A 17,367-nucleotide genomic window follows, 5' to 3' on the forward strand; every position below is an offset into this window, starting at 1 on the left:
CCCTGACTAAAAAGGAGGGCAATATGGAAGAGATAGCCGTTGGAAAGGTTGTAGGGTATTTTTCAAAGATTGGGGTTGCTGCAATAAAAATAACGAGCGGGGAGCTTAAAATAGGCGATACAATAAAGATAAAGGGGCATACCACAGATTTTGAACAGGTAGTGGAATCCATTCAGGTGGAGCATGTAAATGTAGAGAAGGTAGAAGTAGGCAAGGATGTGGGTATAAAGGTAAAAGAGAAAGTAAAGGAACATGACACCGTATACCTGCTGAAGGAGTGAATGGTTAAAACATAGGGTATAGGAATGCGGGGTTAATCTTTATCAAGAGCTGGATAATCCTCAAGGAGGGCAAATGGAAGAAAAAGAGCTAAACCAAAGGTTTCATAATATGTTTGAGAAAATAATACCGATCCTTGAAGATATAAAGAAAGGATTCTTTACACAGAATAACACTATCTTAAAGGAATGCGAAAAAAGATTCAGAGAGATACTTAAGTCAGCCCTCCCCTTTGCAGAAAAACTGATTGAAGAAAAAGAAAAGGATGAGGTGGAAAAAAGGTATGTAAATCTTATACTTCCTGTTCAAATGACTGCTTTAGCCTTAGAGAACTTGATCGAGAAAATGCATATAAAGGTTGAATCTCATGTCCTGTTCAGTGAAAAGGCCCTCAACGAAATAAAAGAACTTTTTGCTGTCATGGAATCTCAATTCATAGATACAAAAGACTATATTCTTACCCAAAACCCTCATCTAAAAAATAATATAAAATCAGGCAAGGAGAAAATCATCAGAATGGCTAACGAATATGCCCTCGTGCATGAACAAAGGCTAATTACAGGGGTTTGTATGCCTAAAGCTTCTTACCTGTATATTGATATCACGGATTCTTTAAAAAGGATTACAAGAAGACTCGTCGACTTTGCTGAAAGGGTATAGTGTTGGCAGTATCTCCTGATGTTCTTAAAAAGAAAATAACAGAACAAGAGGTAATAAAAAAGATTTTCAACTATCCCTTTACCGGCATGGTCTACCTTGTCGGAGGTGCTATAAGAGAGCTGCTCTTAGGAAAAATACCAAAAGACTACGATTTTGCCCTTGGAGAACAAAAAGATTTAAAAAGGTTCGAGGAGGCATTTGGAACACCAGCCTTCATGCTCGGAAAAAAACCCATACAGACACACAGGATAGTAATAAAAGATGCCTCCATAGATATTACCTTTTTGAAAAACACCATTGAAGAAGATTTAGCGAGAAGGGATTTTACCATGAACGCAATTGCCTATGATGTGAGAGAAGATAAAATTATCGATACCCTCCATGGGATAGAAGACATTAAAAAAAGGATAATAAAGTATCCTGAAAGGGATACGATAAAAAACGACCCATTAAGAATGCTAAAGGCAATTCGCCATTTCTCAACATTAAAAGGTTTTTCACTGCATAACGAATTAATAGAAACAATCAAGGAGCTTAAACACCTCATTAACCAGACAGCTCCGGAGAGGATAAAATATGAGATGGATTATATAATATCCTCTGAAAATGCCTTCATCGGCATGAAGATGATGGAGCATGTTGGTCTCCTATTTGAAATATTTCCCGAGCTGTACTCCTTAAGACAGATGGATGAAGAAAAGGGGTTTGTCCTTGAGACTTATGGACATACAATCGATGGATTTAAATATTTAAAAAAATATAATCAACCCTATTCACTTGATGAAAAAACATTTAAAAATGTTGGATATGCCCTGCTCTTCCATGACCTGGGAAAGGCTTATACGTTTTCCTGCGATGAGAAAAAGGGGGTGGTTCACTTCTTATACCATGAGAGGTTTTCTAAAGAAATTGCCTCAGTCATCATGGAAAGACTGCGGTTCAGCTCGCAGGAAATTAAGACAATCCTTAAACTCATTGAGAACCACATGAGGATATTTCTCATAAGTAATAAGGAATCGACTGAAAAGGCAACAAGGAGACTGGTTTACAAGATGGGTGAACTTACGCCATCCTTAATCTTACTCACCATATGTGACATGTATGGAAGTTCGGGAGGTAAGAACAACGTTTCTACAAAACAGGTAAAAAGGAGATGTAACGATATCTTTAATGCATATCAAGAATGGAAAAGAAAACCTTTACCAAAGATTATCAATGGCAACGATCTTCTCTCTATTGGTTTTACAGAAGGACCTGTAATAGGGAAGTGCCTCGATGAAATTAGAGAAAAACAGATCTCCGGAGAGATTCAAGAAAAAGAAGTGGCCCTAAATTATGCAAGGACGTTCCTAAAATCGTAACAAAATAAAAACCGTTAGGAAAAATATTTGATTCTAAACATTGTGATGTTTAATTATCTTACCCTCCACCATAAATATTACATCCTCACAGATATTTGTGGAGAGATCTGCTATACGTTCCAGATTGCGGGCAATAATTAGTAAATGCAGGGAACACTCAATTGTTGTAGGGTCTGCACCCATAATCGTGATAAGTTCCCTTAAAATTTTATCCCCTAGTCCATCTACAATGCTGTCTCTTTCGCAGACATTGTGTGCCAGGGCAGCATCTTCATTTATATATGAGGTGATGCTATCCTTCAGCATTTTTATTGAAATCTCTGCCATTCTTGGTATATCAATCAACGGTTTTACAGGGCGACGTTCTATTAAAAAAAGACCACTCTCGGATATATTCACTGCATGATCCGCTACCCTTTCCAGGTCATTATTCATTTTTAATGCCATAAGTATTGCCCTTAGATCTCTTGCCTTGGGCTGATATTGTGCAATCATTGTCGTGCATAGTTCATCTAAAAAAATTTCTATATCATTTGCTCTTGGTTCATCTTTGCCTATTATTTCAGCAAGCAACGCATTGTCTTTTTTTAATAACCCACTTATGCTTTTATCAATCATATTTTCAGCAAGCGTTGCATATTCAATAATTTCTTTCCTGAGGACAATTATCCTTTCTTCTAACACTCTCTTCCTCCTATCCAAATTTACCGGTTAAATATTCCTCTGTTCTTTTATCCTTTGGAACAGTGAACATCTTTTCGGTAAGTCCAAATTCAACCAATTCTCCTAAATATAAAAAAGCGGTATAATCGGAAACCCTTGCAGCCTGGGCAATGTTGTGTGTAACAAGAAGCATAGTGGTGGTTTTTTTCAATTCGACGATCAATTCTTCTATCTGGGTTGTGGATTTTGGGTCTAAGGCTGATGTTGGTTCGTCGAGTAAAAGTATCTCCGGATTCATAGCAAGGGCACGGGCAATACACAACCTTTGCTGCTGTCCGCCCGAAAGAAATGTTCCTTTTCTATAGAGTGAATTTTTTACCTCATCCCATAAGGCTGCGTTTTTCAATGATCGCTCAACAATTTTGTCGAATTCGTCCTTTCCAAGCTTTATCCCGTTCAGTTTGTAACCTGCAATCACATTGTCATATATGCTCATCGTGGGGAAAGGATTTGGTTTCTGAAAGACCATACCTATCTGTCTCCTTAAGATTATGGGCTCCATTTCATAAATGTCCTTATTCTGAAGATAAATCTTACCAGAAACCTTTGTACCAGGAATAAGCTCGTGCATCCTGTTGACACACCTGATAAGTGTAGTTTTTCCACAACCTGAAGGACCCATAAGTGTGGTTACAAGGTTTTTTGAAGTAGAAAGATTAATATCTTTCAATATCTGGTTTTCGCCAAAATAGGCTGAGAAATCCTCAATTCTTAAAATTGTACTTTCCATTTTATTGCTATTCCCCTTGCAATGAGATTAAAACCCAGAACAACAACAACGAGAATAAATGAAGCACCCCATGCAAAGGCATGCCATTCAGGATATGGGCTCATGGCATAGTAAAAAATGCGATAGGGCAGAGAGTCTATGGGTTTTAGAATATTATAGTTCATAAACTGATTTCCGAAGGCAGTAAAAAGAAGTGGCGCTGTTTCCCCTGTAATTCTTGCAACGCTGAGCAATATGCCTGTTAATATGCCGCTTAAGCCTGCCGGCAAAATCACTTTAAGGATCGTCTTATAATAAGGTACTCCGAGGGCAAGGGAGGCCTCCTTCAAGTGATAAGGGATTAATTTAAGGGTTTCTTCTGTGGTTTTTATAATAACTGGCAGCATCATTATTCCAAGGGCAATTCCTCCTGAAAAGGCAGAGAAACTCTGAATGGGAGCAACTATCCATATATATGCAATGATACCTATTACGATTGACGGCGTTCCCTGAAGCACCACAACACAAAGTCTGACAATATTGCAAAGTTTTCCTTCCTTTTTCTCTGACAGATAGATCCCTGCTGTAATGCCAAAGGGGATGGAAAAAACGCTTGAAATTATTATAAGCATGATTGAACCTACGATGGCATTAAAAACACCTCCGCCTGCTTCACCAATAGGACGGGGAAGCTGGGTTAAGAATTCCCAGTTTATTACTGAAATACCATTTTTTGTTATGTAGTAAAGAATAAGAAGTAAGGGCAATAGAGATACAAAAACTAGAAGGGTAACCAAGCTTTTGAAGATTCTGTCTTTTATTATCCTTCCCCTTATATCTGATTTCATTATGTCACCTCTTTTGAAGCTTCAATGCTGACTTTTTTGATGATATAGGTGCCCATTATATTGACAACCATAGTGACAAGAAAGAGTACAAGCCCCACGTACATTAAAGAGGACGCTGTTATGCCTGTTGCCTCTGCAAATTCATTGGCAATAACACTTGCCATAGTATTGGCGGGACTGAATATACTGGTGGGAAGAAAATTACTGTTCCCGATAAGCATTGTGACAGCCATGGTTTCTCCTATTGCCCTCCCTAATGCAAGCAATATACCCGCAATGATTCCGGACCGTGCATAGGGGATGATAATATTTTTTATCACTTCAAATCTTGTTGCACCGAGGGAATAGGCAGCCTCCTTCAAATCAGAAGGAACAAGGGTGATTACCTCCCTCCCGATAGATGCTGAAAAAGGTATTATCATAATCGCAAGTACCAGAGCAGATGTAAGTATCCCCACACCATGAGGTGCTGTACCAAACAGAACCTCAAGTGATCTTACAAACGGCATTAGAAGAAACAAGCCCCACAGGCCATATATAACAGAAGGTATACCAGCGAGTACCTCTATGGAGCTCCGCAAGAACGTGGGAATTGGTCCTTCTTTAAGATATTCACCAAGAAAAATTGAGATGGAGATAGAAAAGGGGATGGAGATCAAAAGTGATAAAAATGAGGTAAGGAGAGTCCCTACGAGAAATGGAAGGGCTCCGAACTTTTCTGCAGAGGCATCCCAGGTCTTTCCAAAAAAGAATTTGAGCCCAAAGGTCTTTATAGATGGTAAAGATGCAATAACCAGCGTTAGAAACACAGCCAGGAGCAATACAACAATTATTATGGCTGAAATGGTAAGAATTTTTGTGAAATTCCGTTCTGATCTATCTACGCTTGTCATATATTACCCAACTGGCCTGAATGTTTCTATGATCCATTCCTTGATTTCGTCCCTTACTTTCCTAAAGGCATCATGTGTTTTATCTTCGTTTCCTGAAACTGAGGCCGGATCATTAAAGCCTTTATGAAGGATGAGCTCCCCATTCGGAAAGTAGGGGCAAACCTCTTTTGCATTATCGCATACTGTGACAATATAATCGAAATTCATCTCAAAAAATTGTTCTATACCTTTTGCATGATAGTACGATATATCAATTCCTATTTCTTTCATAACTCCAATAGCATATGGATGTACATATAAAGGTTCAACCCCGGCACTGTAAACCTCGTAAAAATGGCCAAAGAGTGTTTTTAATAGTCCCTCTGCCATTTGAGAGCGGGCAGAGTTGTGTGTGCAGAGAAAGAGTACTTTGATTTTTCCTTGCTTCTTCATCGTTTTTCCCTTGTCCGGATCATATCTCAGCAACACATTCGGCTGTTTGGCTAAGAGCGGAGGGTTTAAATCTCTCGGCTCTCAGCCCCATGCTCTACGCTTACTTAAGTATCGGTGTTCCATTATACGTCATCGACTTAATAAGCTTCTCAGATTTTTCCACAGCCTCTTTTGACAACGGGGAGTACTGGAGCGGTTCCACAAATTTCTGCCCATCCTTAACCATCCACCATAACATTTTTGTCAGGGTCTCGGCTTTTACCTTTGCCCTGCCACTGTAATTTTGTTCCTTGTAAAATATAAGCCATGTGAACCCGCTTATCGGATAGCCGTCTTTTGCTTCTGTATCTGTTAAAGAAACGTTTGTATCATCAGGAACCTTAACATTTGCCGCAGCGCTGACAGACTTAATTGCAGGCTCTATGAAATTACCTGCCTTATTTTTAACACTGCCGTAAGCCATCTTGTTCTGCAATGCATAGAGAAGTTCTACATAACCTATTGAACCAGGGGTTTGTTTAATGTATCCAGCCACACCTGGATTCCCCTTTTGACCAATCTGACCTTCAGGCCAGTTGAGAGATTTTCCGGTACCGATCTTTTCTTTCCATTCTTTACTTACCTTACTTAAGTATTCACTGAAGATATGGGTTGTTCCGCTTCCATCTGCACGATGGACAACGCTGATTGTAAGATCAGGTAACTTGATACCTGGATTTGTAAATGCTATCTTCGGATCATTCCACTTTTTAATTTTGCCGAGAAATATGTCTGCTATAAGATCAGGGGTAAAGTTCAGTTTTGGATTTCTCGGTAAATTATAGGTAACGACAACTGCACCAAGGCTTGTAGGGATATGAAGCACTGGAGAGCCTGCTTCCTTAAGTTCTTTTTCGGTCATAAAAGCATCTGTTCCACCGAAGTCTACGGTCTTTTTAATAAGCTGGTTTATCCCACCACCGGAACCGATACCCTGATAATTGATTTTCACTGTGTATTGCTTATAATATGCATCGAACATCTTTGAATAGAGGGGTTGGGGGAACGTTGCCCCTGCACCCAATAGTTCCTGCTCTTTCGCCCATGAAACGTTTCCTGCTGTGAGCAGAATCACTATCGTAATCAAAACCATCTTAAAAACACTTTTCATTTCGTAACCTCCTTGATTTAGATTTATATTCATATAGAATATTAGTGGTGTTTTGTTAATTTAGTATTAAATAATTGTTAATTTTTGGTTAATAAAAGTGTTAGTTAATCGTTAGTTAGTATAGTAATGATTCAAGTATAACGGATTTTGAAATATTCAAAAAGGATTGGCAGGCAGCATAATAACAAACTTTGTCCACTTACCTAATGAGCTTTCTACATTAATGTTGCCATTGTGTAAAAGAACAACGTGTTTTACAATGGAAAGCCCTAACCCTGTCCCCCCGAGCTTTTTAGAGCGGGATTTGTCTACAACGTAAAAGCGTTCAAATATCCTTGGCAAATGGTCTTCTGGAATGCCTATCCCTGTATCCTCTATCGTGATTTCTACTTTGTCTCCTTTGCTTTTTAAGGATATGTTGATGCCACCGTTTTCAGTGTATTTAACAGCATTGTCTATCAGATTTATAAACATCTGTTCGAGTTTGAAAGGGTCAGCTTTAACGGGCGGAAGGTTGCTATCAACGTCTAAATTCAAAAATAGCGATTTTTCTTTTAATCTTTGCTCAAAAATTTTTGTGATATTTTCTACTATAATCTTTAAATCAACTTCTACCCGTTCAAGCTTCGTACTTTTTTCTTCAAGTTCTGATAAAAAGAGCAAGTCATTGATGATATTAATCAGTCTATCAGTATTTCTCCTGATGATATCCAGATAATGTTTGTTCTCCGTGGAATGCATCTTATCATCTAATGTTTCGGCAAACCCTTTTATAGCTGCAAGAGGGGTGCGTAGTTCATGTGAGATATTAGAAACAAAGTCTGTTTTAATCTTCTCCAAATTCTTGATGTCTGTTATATCATGGAAGACAACTGCTATTTCTTCTTTCGTGCCTAAAAAGGTAGCACTACATAAAAAAACCCTGTTATTAAGTGATATTTCTTCAGTGAAATTGCTTTTTGTTCCCCTTATCTTTTTTATCAGTTCATCAAATTTTGGCTCCCTAAATGTTTCCCAGTAGAATTTTTCTTCAACGATGTTATTCTGGATGATCTTTTTAAAACTATAATTACTAAGCAAAATCTTTTCATCTCTATCTAAAACCAAAAAGCCTTCCTGGAGTGAAGATATGACACTATTCAATTCTTCCTTCTGTCGGGATAGTTCGTCAAAAAGTGTTTTCATCCGAACAGCCATACTATTAAAATTATCTGCAAGTTCTTTCAATTCGTCATTATTTTTTAATAATACTCTTGCGCTGAAATCTTCATTTGCAATTCTTTTTGCGGCAGCGCTCAATTCCTTAATAGGTTTCGATAAACTTCTTGAGAATATAAGGGCAATTAGCAGGGATATGGTAATTATTAATAGCGAAATTTGTAAAATTTTATTTCTTGTATGGCTGATTACAGTATTTATATCTTTCAGAAACAGGCTTAATCTTAAAACCCCCAGTATTTTTTTGTCCTTTTCAACGGGCAGGGCAATGTAAAGCATCTGCTCTTTTAATGTTTCGCTGACCCGCAAAAATCTCCCAATATTACCTTCCAATGCCTGTGCGATTTCAGTTCTTGTTCTATGGTTATCCATTGATTTTGGGTTTTCCTCTGAATCTGAGAGAACTACCCCATCAGGGGCAACTATTGTAATCCTTGTATGAATCTCTTTTCCTAATTTCTTTATAAAAGTGTCCAGTTCTTGAAACTTCTTCTCATATAACAGTGGGGTTATCTGTACCTTTAATACAATTCCCAGGTCTTTCAGATGCTTTTCCGTTGTGTCAATATAATAATTTCTTATGGTCGTAAAAGACAAAGCAAGAATAAGGCCAGAAAGTATAATGATCACAAGAAGGTAGCCACTAAATATTTTTAAAAATATTGATTTTCTCATTCTTCTAACCTATAACCAATCCCCCTCACATTTTTTATGAGATTTGATGCCCTTCCTAATTTTTCTCTTAAGTGTCTGATATGAACATCTATCGTTCTATCTACAACAATCTTTTCCTGACCCCATAAATGGTCAAGAATCTGATCCCTTGTCTGTATCCGTCCTTTTTTTGAGGAAAGTAGTTGCAGAATCTTGAATTCGGTTGCCGTGAGCTCTATTTCTTTACCTTCAACTTTAACATTATATTTTTCTAAATCTATCACAAGCATATTACCTATATTGATTTTTTTTGTTTCTTCTTTCTGTTCATGTCTTCTCAAAACAGCTTTAACTCTCGCGACCAGCTCTCGGGGTGAGAATGGTTTAGTCACATAATCATCTGCTCCAAGCTCCAATCCCAGGACCTTTTCTGTTTCTTCTGCCCTTGCGGTGAGCATAATGATGGGTATGAGAGAGAACTTTTCCTTGTGTTTTAAATATTTGCAAATCTCAAACCCGTCTGCATCAGGCAACATCAAATCCAGAATGATAAGGTCAGGGGTCTCTGCATCAAGAAATTTATAAAAGCTCTCTACATCTAAGAATTCTCTGGTCTTGAAACCGGCATTTTTGAGATGAAGTGATACCAACTCCACAATATCCGGCTCATCATCTACAATTACTATTAGCTTTGACATTACATATGCCTTAGGGTTTTCTTCTCGTTATTATATAATATTGGTCAATATTTCAAAACGTTTTTCATCGTGCAAAAACTATTTACATTGCCAGAGTGCTATTTCAGAATAAGTTTTCTAATTCCTATTATTCTTGTATTTTCTTGAGCGTTACCCGGAAAAGCCTTCTGGGGAGACTGCTTTCTTCGCACCTCTCAATACTTACAATCTCGTAGCCTCTGGATAGATGTTGTATCTTTTCCTCACTGAAATAATGGACAATAAACCCGTCCATTTCATACATATCCTCTCCCCTGTGGATACCCTGTTTGTAAAGAGGGTCTTCTGTGTTTCTCGCTGTATAAATATTAATCCCACTTGGTTTCAGTATCCGTCTTATTTCATCTGAAAGGCATTCGAGTTCCGGTGTTGTAAGGGCCATGCAATATACCATGTGTGAATAACAACCATCAAAAGATGCATCTTCAAAGGGGAGTGGTGCCCTCACATCATGACATTTTGCTATGACCGATTCTGATAGACCCATTACCCGTACTTTCTCAGTGATAATTTCAATACCGGCCTCAGAATAATCTAAGACATAGACCTGAAAACCATTTTGAGCGAAGAAGATAGTATCCCGCCCCTGTCCGCCTCCGAGTTCGAGGATTTTTTTAACACCTGCCTTTTTGAATACCTCTTTAGCCTTTCTGGCAGATTCACTGTGGCCCTTACCAAACATATCTGAAATACTCGCAAGCCTGTCTTCCCAGTGTATGCGCTGTTTATCTAAGATTTTTCGCAATTACCAGTCACCCCGCTATTTCGAGTTTGTTGTCTAACGTGATGGACAATGACGACCGCTCACTACGTTCACTAAGACGCGGCTTCATAAACCGTCTGATAGGCGAGACGCCTGTTCTACAGGTTTTATCGTCCCTCGTCCAAGCGAGTGCAATGAGCGGTCGTCTCTCGTCCATCTGTTAGTAATCCGGCTCACCACTTTTCTTCAGCACCTTCTCTTCTTTCAAATCAAGGGCATAGTCCGTACCAGGCTGGACGGTTCCATCCTTGGAATAACCAAATTTTGACCAGTATCCGATTCCTTCTTTTTCAACAAAATCAAGTCTCACAATCGTTTTCACGTTTTTATAACCGTACTTGAATGGGATTATCAATCTGAGGGGGCCGCCGTGAATATCCGGCAAGGGGGCATTGTTCATCTCATAAACGAATAACACCCGTGGTTTCAGAAGGTCTTCCATGGATATGAATTCATAATAATCATCCGCTGAGTAAAAATAAATAAACTTTGCCTGTTTTTTGGGCTTCACTATGTCAAACAGTGTCTGCGGGCGAAAACCTCCCCACTTTGCCTTGCCTGACCAGCACTCCACACATTTCATCCTTGAGGTTTGGGTTACCTTCTGAAGTTGTTGAATACCCGGGAGATTAAAGCTCTTTGGATTCTCACATAAACCGCCTACCTTCAACATCCACTTAGACGGGTCTACAGATTTAAATGGTTTATAGAACCTTATATAAAAACCCTCCCTGTCCTCATTCTCTAATATGCGCCTTACTTCTTGTGCATTTGTTGAATTGGGCATTATAAAGCATACCCCCAGCACACTTATAAACCTTATAAAATCACGTCTTTTCATTTCTATATCAAAATCCATGCATATATTATACACCCTGATCTCGTCCAGATACATATGAGATTTTAATTGACAAATAAAATAGAATAATTAGATGTAATGTGAGAGAAAACAAAGGCTAATTTTATGAAAAGAAGAGATTTTCTCAAACTTGTTGTATCATCCCTCCTGATAGGCGGGGCATCAAGAGATCTATTCGCAAAAGAACCCTCTGTCTTATCAGTTGCTGAAGGAAAAGACTATACGGCAATAACCAGGAATGCAATTTCTGCATTAGGCGGCATGCAGAGGTTTGTCAAACAGGGGAATGTGGTAGTTGTAAAACCTAATATTGGCTGGGATAGAAAATTAGAATATGCTGCAAATACCCACCCGCTGGTAGTCAGGGCTATAGTGGAAGAATGTATTAAAGCTGGGGCAAAGAGGGTGAAGGTCTTTGATAATCCCTGTAACGACCCGAGGAGAACCTATGAGAATAGCGGAATTCAGGGGGCCTTAAAGGGTTTAAAAAATGTAGAGGTAAAACACCTCGAACGCGAGCGTTTTAAAAATGTTAAGATTAATGGTGTTTTCCTGAAAGAGTGGGAACTTTATGATGAGGCACTTTCTGCAGATGTGTATATCAATGTTCCTATAGCAAAACACCATGGACTGACAAAACTCACCCTGGGCTTAAAAAACATTATGGGGATTATGGGAGGGAACAGAGGATACATCCATAGAAGTATTGAGGATGCCCTTGTTGATGTAAACTCTGTCGTTAAAGGCAGGCTCACCGTGATTGATGCCACCCGAATTTTACTGAATCATGGCCCTCAGGGAGGGAATCTTAAGGATGTGAAGGTCCTCGATAAGGTCATCGCATCAACCGATATTGTAGCTTGTGATGCCTATGCAACTACACTTTTCAATCTAAACCCACAGGACATATCTACAACCGTTACTGCCTACAAAAGAGGCCTTGGGGAGATAAACCTCAGTAAGGTGAAGATTATAAAGACGTAATACAAAACCTTTTCCACCACGAAGAAATTCCGCCTATCCTGTATATCCCGTCTTTTTTGTCTATTCTGTCCTAACCAGAGAGACGGAAGAAACAAGATAGACATTTAAAGATACGACCCTCGACCTTTTTCTCATTCCCTTATACTCATTCCCTTGTTTAAGCGGCATATGCAAAAGGTTAAAGGTTGCATTTTTATCAAGTTTGGAAGAAAATGGAGAGAGGGAAAGGAGGATACTATGAGAACATCCCATACAGTAAGCAGTTACCTGATTGATAAACTCTATTCATTGGGTGTACGGCATATCTTTGGCGTTCCCGGTGATTATGTCCTCGGATTCTTCCATGCGCTGGAAGGCAGTAGTCTGCGGATAATCAATAGGTGATTGGGGTCAAATCTTTATCCTTGACTTATATACAATTGTTCGTCCATTTATGCATCTGTGTCCCCGGAGTAACAGTCAGTGCATTCCTGATATATTCAGGATTTCCCCTTCTATACCAGAATTACTGCTTTCAGAAAAACCTGACAATGAAAGACCTGACTCCATATCTTTCTATAAGCACTTTCAACGTATGTTGTTTAATAGTTATGAGCCATTTAGGTTACCTCCATGGGCATCAAAACACTGCAAACGGTAACACCAAACACCCATCAAAAACAAGGTAATTTATTTATAACCTTGCCTATGGTTTTTCTTTACCCGCTATCTTGCCCCATGAATCCCTGAGCGACACGATCCGGTTGAACACAGGTTTTCCAGGCAAGGAATCTTTCGGATCAACACAGAAATAACCCAGCCTTTCAAACTGATACCTGCTCCCCGGTGCTGCACCTTTGAGGCTCGCTTCCACGTAACAGGAGGTAAGGGTTTCAAGCGATCCCGGATTCACGTATTTTGTAAAGTCATCTTCGACACCAGCCGGATCCGCGATCTGGAAAAGCCGGTCGTACAATCGAACCTCCGCAGGCACAGAGTGATTCGCCGATACCCAGTGGATGACCCCCTCCACCTTGCGTCCATCCGGCGGAGGGCCTTTTCGTGTCTCATGATCGTAGGTACAGTGCAACTCAACTACTTCACCGGTTCGCTCATCCTTGACCATATGCGCAAATTTAATAATATAAGAATTTCTCAGGCGTACCTCCCGGCCTGGACCGAGACGTTTGTACTTTTTCGGGGGGTCTTCGTTGAAGTCGTCGCGCTCGATGTAGAGCACCCTGGAAAAGAGAACCCTGCGCGTTCCCATGGCAGGATTATGCGGATGATTGGCACATTCAAACTCTTCCACTTGCCCTTCGGGGTAATTGTAGATGACAACCCTAAGAGGCCTGAGAACCCCCATCACGCGTGGCGCCCGTTCATTCAGATCCTCGCGGACACAATGCTCAAGAAGAGAAATATCAACGAGATTTTCCTTCTTAGCCACCCCGATTTTCGTGCAAAAGTTTCTGATAGCCTCCGGCGTGTAGCCCCGCCTTTTCATCCCCGCCACAGTTGGCATCCGTGGATCATCCCAGCCTGCAACATGTCCTTTTTCGACTAATTCGATCAACTTCCGCTTGCTCAAGATCGTGTAACTAAGATTGAGGCGGGCGAATTCAATTTGCTGGGGGCGATTATTTGCAATCAACTGATCAACAATCCAATCATACAAGGGGCGATTGTTTTCAAACTCAAGGGTGCAAATCGAATGGGTGATCTTTTCGATGGAATCCGAAAGACAGTGGGCAAAGTCGTACATGGGGTAGATGACCCATTTAGTGTCTGTCCGGTAGTGGGGTGCACGTTTGATACGGTAGATAACGGGATCCCGCATGATAATGTTAGGAGAGGCCATATCGATTTTAGCACGAAGGACGTGGGCTCCGTCCTCGAATTCACCGGAGCGCATTCGGGCAAACAGGTCGAGGTTCTCTTCGATGGAGCGGTTTCTATAAGGACTTTCCCTGCCTGACTCGGTGAGCGTTCCGCGGTACTCCCTTATTTCATCCGCACTCAAACTACAGACATATGCCTTGCCAGCCTTAATGAGCTTTACCGCAAATTGATAGAGTTGCTCAAAATAGTCAGAGGCATAGAACAGGCGATCCTCCCAGTCGAACCCTAGCCAGTGGACATCGTTGATAATCGATTCCACATATTCGAGGGATTCGCCACTCGGATCCGTATCGTCGAGCCGTAGATTACAGGTACCACCATATTGCGCGGCAATACCAAAATTAAGGCAGACACTCTTGGCATGTCCGATGTGGAGATAGCCGTTCGGCTCGGGTGGAAAGCGCGTAGCTACACGCCCTTTGTGCTTACCTGTCCTGAAGTCGTCCTCGATGATTTCACGAATGAAATCAGTTGGGGGAGAAACATCCGTTTCTGTCATATTTGAAACTCCTTCACATTTGTTAATGTATTACCACAAGGAGGTTTCTCTTTCAAGAAAAGGGTTGAACCTAAATGGGCTGTTGGCCAAAACAATTTATCGCCGGAACACTGTTTCTCTCGCGCTCCGAGAAAAGTTCTTCCAGCCTCCCCATGTGCAAGGGAATATAGGTTTTTCGGGTAACAGCCTGTTAAGATTTGCTCCCATGCCGCATTATGTTTTTTTAAATAGTGGAGAAAATAGTGGAGAGGTTGTATTGTATTAAGGTCTGACTACTGCTTCACTTTACTAACGTTGGACACCTCACCATTAAAGGAGGACTTATGAGCGGTATTTTCGGAGTTGTATCCAGGAAGAACTGTGCAAGTGACCTTCTCTACGGGACGGACTACCATTCCCATATGGGAACTGAGTACGGCGGAATGGCCGTTCTGGGAAAACGTATCTATCGTAGTATTCACGATATCAGCAAGTCCCAGTTCAAGTCCAAATTCTTCGAAGAATACAAGGAGATGGAGGGGAATCTGGGTATCGGGGTTATAAGTGACAGGGACGCCCAGCCGCTCATCATTGGCTCGAAGTTCGGAACCTTTGCCGTTGTGTCCGCAGGCCTTGTGGAGAATGTAAACGAACTGGCTTCCGAGCTTCTTCAAGAGGGTGAGACCTTTGGTGAGATGTCGAGCGGAGGGGTCAACTCTGTGGAGCTGATTGCCAAACTGATCACTCAGGGAAAAACACTCATTGAAGGGATCGAAGGGCTCTATGATCGGATCAAGGGGTCAGCTTCCATCCTTCTCATGAAGGAGGATGGAATTTATGCAGCCCGGGACCGTCTTGGCAGAATGCCTCTCGTTGTCGGAGAGAGGGACGGAGACTATGTCATCGCCACAGAAACGTGTTCCTTTCTAAACCTGGGGTATCGAATCACAAAATATCTCGAACCAGGGGAGATCATCCGTGTGGGGAAATACGGATTAGAGGAGCAGCTTTCAGGAAAGACCAAAAACCAGATCTGCGCATTCCTGTGGATCTACACGGGATACCCCGCTTCGAGTTACGAAGGGATCAACGTTGAACTTGTCCGCGAACGCTGCGGGAGGAGGCTAGCGAAAAACGATGATGTAAGGGCTGACCTCGTGGCAGGGGTTCCTGATTCCGGAGTCGGCCATGCCATAGGATACGCCATGGAATCTGGACTTCCCTACCGGAGACCCCTGGTCAAGTATACGCCAGGATATGGAAGGAGCTATACGCCTCCTGCTCAGGAAATCAGGGATCTTGTGGCAACTATGAAACTCATGCCCATTAAGGATGTGATTGCCGGAAACCGCATCGTCCTCTGCGAGGATTCCATTGTCCGGGGAACCCAGCTTAAGAACTATACTGTAAAGAAGCTCTGGGAATCCGGGGCAAAGGAAATCCATGTCCGTCCGGCCTGTCCACCGCTTATGTTTCCCTGCAAATTTGCTTTATCCACGCGCTCCATCGGCGAACTGGCTGCACGCCGGGCGATACGGGCACTCGAAGGACATGACGCGGAGGATATCCGGGATTATCTCGACGATCGAACAGAAAAGTACCGAAAGATGGTAGATTGGATTGCAAGGGAGATTGATGTTACGACGCTACGGTATCAGCGGATCGACGACATGGTCGAAGCAATCGGTCTTCCCCGCGAGAAACTCTGTCTCCAATGCTGGATCGGAGACTTCATAGCATAGAGCGCAATGCGCTAATGAAGAATGAATAATGATAAATTCTAAAAAATTCTCAATTTTCAATTTTTCATTCTACATTGCTGTTAAAACACTGTCCGCTAAAAATCAGTTGCAAAATAATTAAGACTGAAGGAAAATGAAGAAAACTTGGGGTGGGGATAATAGAAGATGTTGGATTGCAGGACCTGGCCCCATTTGGTTACCCTTATATTGAGAGGTGTTTCGCCATGGCAAAACTTCCAGACCCCACAATATTACCGCTTTCCCCTGACTTACAGGAAACCTATAACGAACTGGTCTCAAAAAGAGGCCACATTTATGATCTTTATCGGAGCTTGCTTAATCATCCTGAAATTGCCAAACATATAGGCGATCTCGGCAGTTTTTTACGCTTTGGTGCAGGGGTGTTACCGGGTTCTGTACGGGAACTCGTAATTCTTTTAGTAGCCCGCAGGATTGGTGCTGCATATGAGTGGGTTATGCATGTTCGGGAGGCCATAAAGGAAGGCATTCCTAAAAACGTGATTGAGGCGATCCGGACAGGCAAAGAACCACACGACTTAGATCGGATACAGCAGTTAGCGTTGGCTGCCGTCCAATACGTTCTCAACCGTCAGCCTATTCCTCAAAGCATCCAGGATGAGCTTATCAAGACAGTAGGGTTGAAAGGTGTTGTTGAACTGGTTGTACTATGCGGCTTCTACCAGATGATAGCAACTGTGATCTTTGCCTTCGATGTACCGTTACCTGATGGCGAAACGTATCCGTTTTAATCAAAAAACTTTAAATATTCTAATAACTACCTGAAAGAAAGGGCTACAACCTAACCTATTGAGAACCTAAATAAAAAACCCCAAACAACGATCTACTCTCCCACATAATTTGAATGATCCTTTATGGAAAAGATGGAGCGGGCAACGGGGATCGAACCCGCGGCATCAAGCTTGGGAAGCTTGCACTCTTCCTGCTGAGTTATGCCCGCTTTCTTTATTATATTAG

At 41.2% G+C, this 17,367-nt stretch carries 18 protein-coding genes and 1 tRNA gene; 7 read left to right on the plus strand and 12 right to left on the minus strand.

The genetic code is table 11. From position 1 onward, the window contains the following. The first annotated feature begins 2 nt into the window (after window positions 1–2). The 3 genes from NTU69_08320 to NTU69_08330 all read left to right on the plus strand — a co-directional run bounded on the left by NTU69_08320 (window position 3) and on the right by NTU69_08330 (window position 2,300). On the plus strand, window positions 3–281 hold the full coding sequence (locus tag NTU69_08320) for a translation elongation factor-like protein (protein ID MCX5803518.1): 279 nt from the start codon (window positions 3–5) through the stop codon (window positions 279–281). Between the two features lie 73 nt (window positions 282–354). After that, window positions 355–939 (plus strand): hypothetical protein, encoded by a 585-nt coding sequence (locus NTU69_08325; GenBank protein ID MCX5803519.1) that lies wholly within the window; start codon window positions 355–357, stop codon window positions 937–939. Window positions 940–941: 2 nt separating this feature from the next. Further along, complete coding sequence (locus NTU69_08330; GenBank protein MCX5803520.1) at window positions 942–2,300, plus strand: HD domain-containing protein; 1,359 nt, start codon at window positions 942–944, stop codon at window positions 2,298–2,300. Window positions 2,301–2,333: 33 nt separating this feature from the next. Here NTU69_08330 and phoU read toward each other — a convergent pair whose 3' ends face one another. The 10 genes from phoU to NTU69_08380 form a co-directional block, all read right to left on the minus strand. Continuing rightward, complete coding sequence (gene phoU / locus NTU69_08335; protein ID MCX5803521.1) at window positions 2,334–2,984, minus strand: phosphate signaling complex protein PhoU; 651 nt, start codon at window positions 2,982–2,984, stop codon at window positions 2,334–2,336. A 10-nt stretch (window positions 2,985–2,994) separates the two neighbouring features. Beyond that, complete coding sequence (gene pstB / locus NTU69_08340) at window positions 2,995–3,753, minus strand: phosphate ABC transporter ATP-binding protein PstB (GenBank protein MCX5803522.1); 759 nt, start codon at window positions 3,751–3,753, stop codon at window positions 2,995–2,997. After that, on the minus strand, window positions 3,735–4,580 hold the full coding sequence (gene pstA, locus NTU69_08345) for a phosphate ABC transporter permease PstA (GenBank protein ID MCX5803523.1): 846 nt from the start codon (window positions 4,578–4,580) through the stop codon (window positions 3,735–3,737). The genes pstB and pstA overlap by 19 nt, the downstream gene beginning before the upstream one ends. Beyond that, complete coding sequence (pstC, locus tag NTU69_08350; protein MCX5803524.1) at window positions 4,580–5,473, minus strand: phosphate ABC transporter permease subunit PstC; 894 nt, start codon at window positions 5,471–5,473, stop codon at window positions 4,580–4,582. Before pstC ends, pstA begins: the two co-directional genes overlap by 1 nt. 3 nt (window positions 5,474–5,476) lie before the next feature. Further along, entirely contained in the window at window positions 5,477–5,905 is a 429-nt protein-coding gene (locus tag NTU69_08355; GenBank protein ID MCX5803525.1) for an arsenate reductase ArsC, read from the minus strand. Window positions 5,906–6,005: 100 nt separating this feature from the next. Continuing rightward, entirely contained in the window at window positions 6,006–7,055 is a 1,050-nt protein-coding gene (gene pstS / locus NTU69_08360; GenBank protein MCX5803526.1) for a phosphate ABC transporter substrate-binding protein PstS, read from the minus strand. Window positions 7,056–7,211: 156 nt separating this feature from the next. Then, the gene (locus tag NTU69_08365; protein MCX5803527.1) at window positions 7,212–8,948 is read right to left on the minus strand and encodes an ATP-binding protein; all 1,737 of its coding nucleotides are present in this window, start codon (window positions 8,946–8,948) and stop codon (window positions 7,212–7,214) included. Then, window positions 8,945–9,625, minus strand: coding sequence for a response regulator transcription factor (locus NTU69_08370; GenBank protein ID MCX5803528.1), 681 nt, complete (start codon window positions 9,623–9,625; stop codon window positions 8,945–8,947). Before NTU69_08370 ends, NTU69_08365 begins: the two co-directional genes overlap by 4 nt. A 127-nt stretch (window positions 9,626–9,752) precedes the next feature. Beyond that, a complete protein-coding gene (locus NTU69_08375) occupies window positions 9,753–10,409 on the minus strand; it encodes a class I SAM-dependent methyltransferase (GenBank protein MCX5803529.1) in 657 nt (218 codons plus the stop codon). 178 nt (window positions 10,410–10,587) lie between these two features. Continuing rightward, a complete protein-coding gene (locus NTU69_08380) occupies window positions 10,588–11,322 on the minus strand; it encodes a molybdopterin-dependent oxidoreductase (protein MCX5803530.1) in 735 nt (244 codons plus the stop codon). 69 nt (window positions 11,323–11,391) lie between these two features. On the opposite strand from NTU69_08380, the gene NTU69_08385 reads away from it, so the two are divergent. Continuing rightward, window positions 11,392–12,270, plus strand: a complete 879-nt coding sequence (locus tag NTU69_08385; protein MCX5803531.1) for a DUF362 domain-containing protein — start codon at window positions 11,392–11,394, stop codon at window positions 12,268–12,270. 237 nt (window positions 12,271–12,507) lie between these two features. Further along, window positions 12,508–12,654 carry a thiamine pyrophosphate-binding protein gene (locus tag NTU69_08390; GenBank protein ID MCX5803532.1) on the plus strand — a complete coding sequence of 49 codons (147 nt, stop codon included), beginning with the start codon at window positions 12,508–12,510 and terminating at the stop codon, window positions 12,652–12,654. A 301-nt stretch (window positions 12,655–12,955) separates the two neighbouring features. Here NTU69_08390 and NTU69_08395 read toward each other — a convergent pair whose 3' ends face one another. After that, window positions 12,956–14,650, minus strand: coding sequence for a glutamine--tRNA ligase/YqeY domain fusion protein (locus NTU69_08395; GenBank protein ID MCX5803533.1), 1,695 nt, complete (start codon window positions 14,648–14,650; stop codon window positions 12,956–12,958). Between the two features lie 323 nt (window positions 14,651–14,973). Here NTU69_08395 and NTU69_08400 point away from each other — a divergent pair, with 323 nt between their 5' ends. Then, window positions 14,974–16,371 (plus strand): amidophosphoribosyltransferase, encoded by a 1,398-nt coding sequence (locus NTU69_08400; GenBank protein ID MCX5803534.1) that lies wholly within the window; start codon window positions 14,974–14,976, stop codon window positions 16,369–16,371. A gap of 224 nt (window positions 16,372–16,595) precedes the next feature. After that, window positions 16,596–17,141: a carboxymuconolactone decarboxylase family protein gene (locus NTU69_08405; protein ID MCX5803535.1), complete on the plus strand. Its 546-nt coding sequence runs from the start codon at window positions 16,596–16,598 to the stop codon at window positions 17,139–17,141. 133 nt (window positions 17,142–17,274) lie between these two features. Here NTU69_08405 and NTU69_08410 read toward each other — a convergent pair. Further along, window positions 17,275–17,350: transfer RNA gene (locus tag NTU69_08410), tRNA-Gly, on the minus strand. Window positions 17,351–17,367: the final 17 nt, after the last annotated feature.

It is taken from the genome of Pseudomonadota bacterium (genome assembly GCA_026388215.1).
In the GTDB taxonomy this organism is placed as follows: domain Bacteria; phylum Desulfobacterota; class Syntrophorhabdia; order Syntrophorhabdales; family Syntrophorhabdaceae; genus JAPLKF01.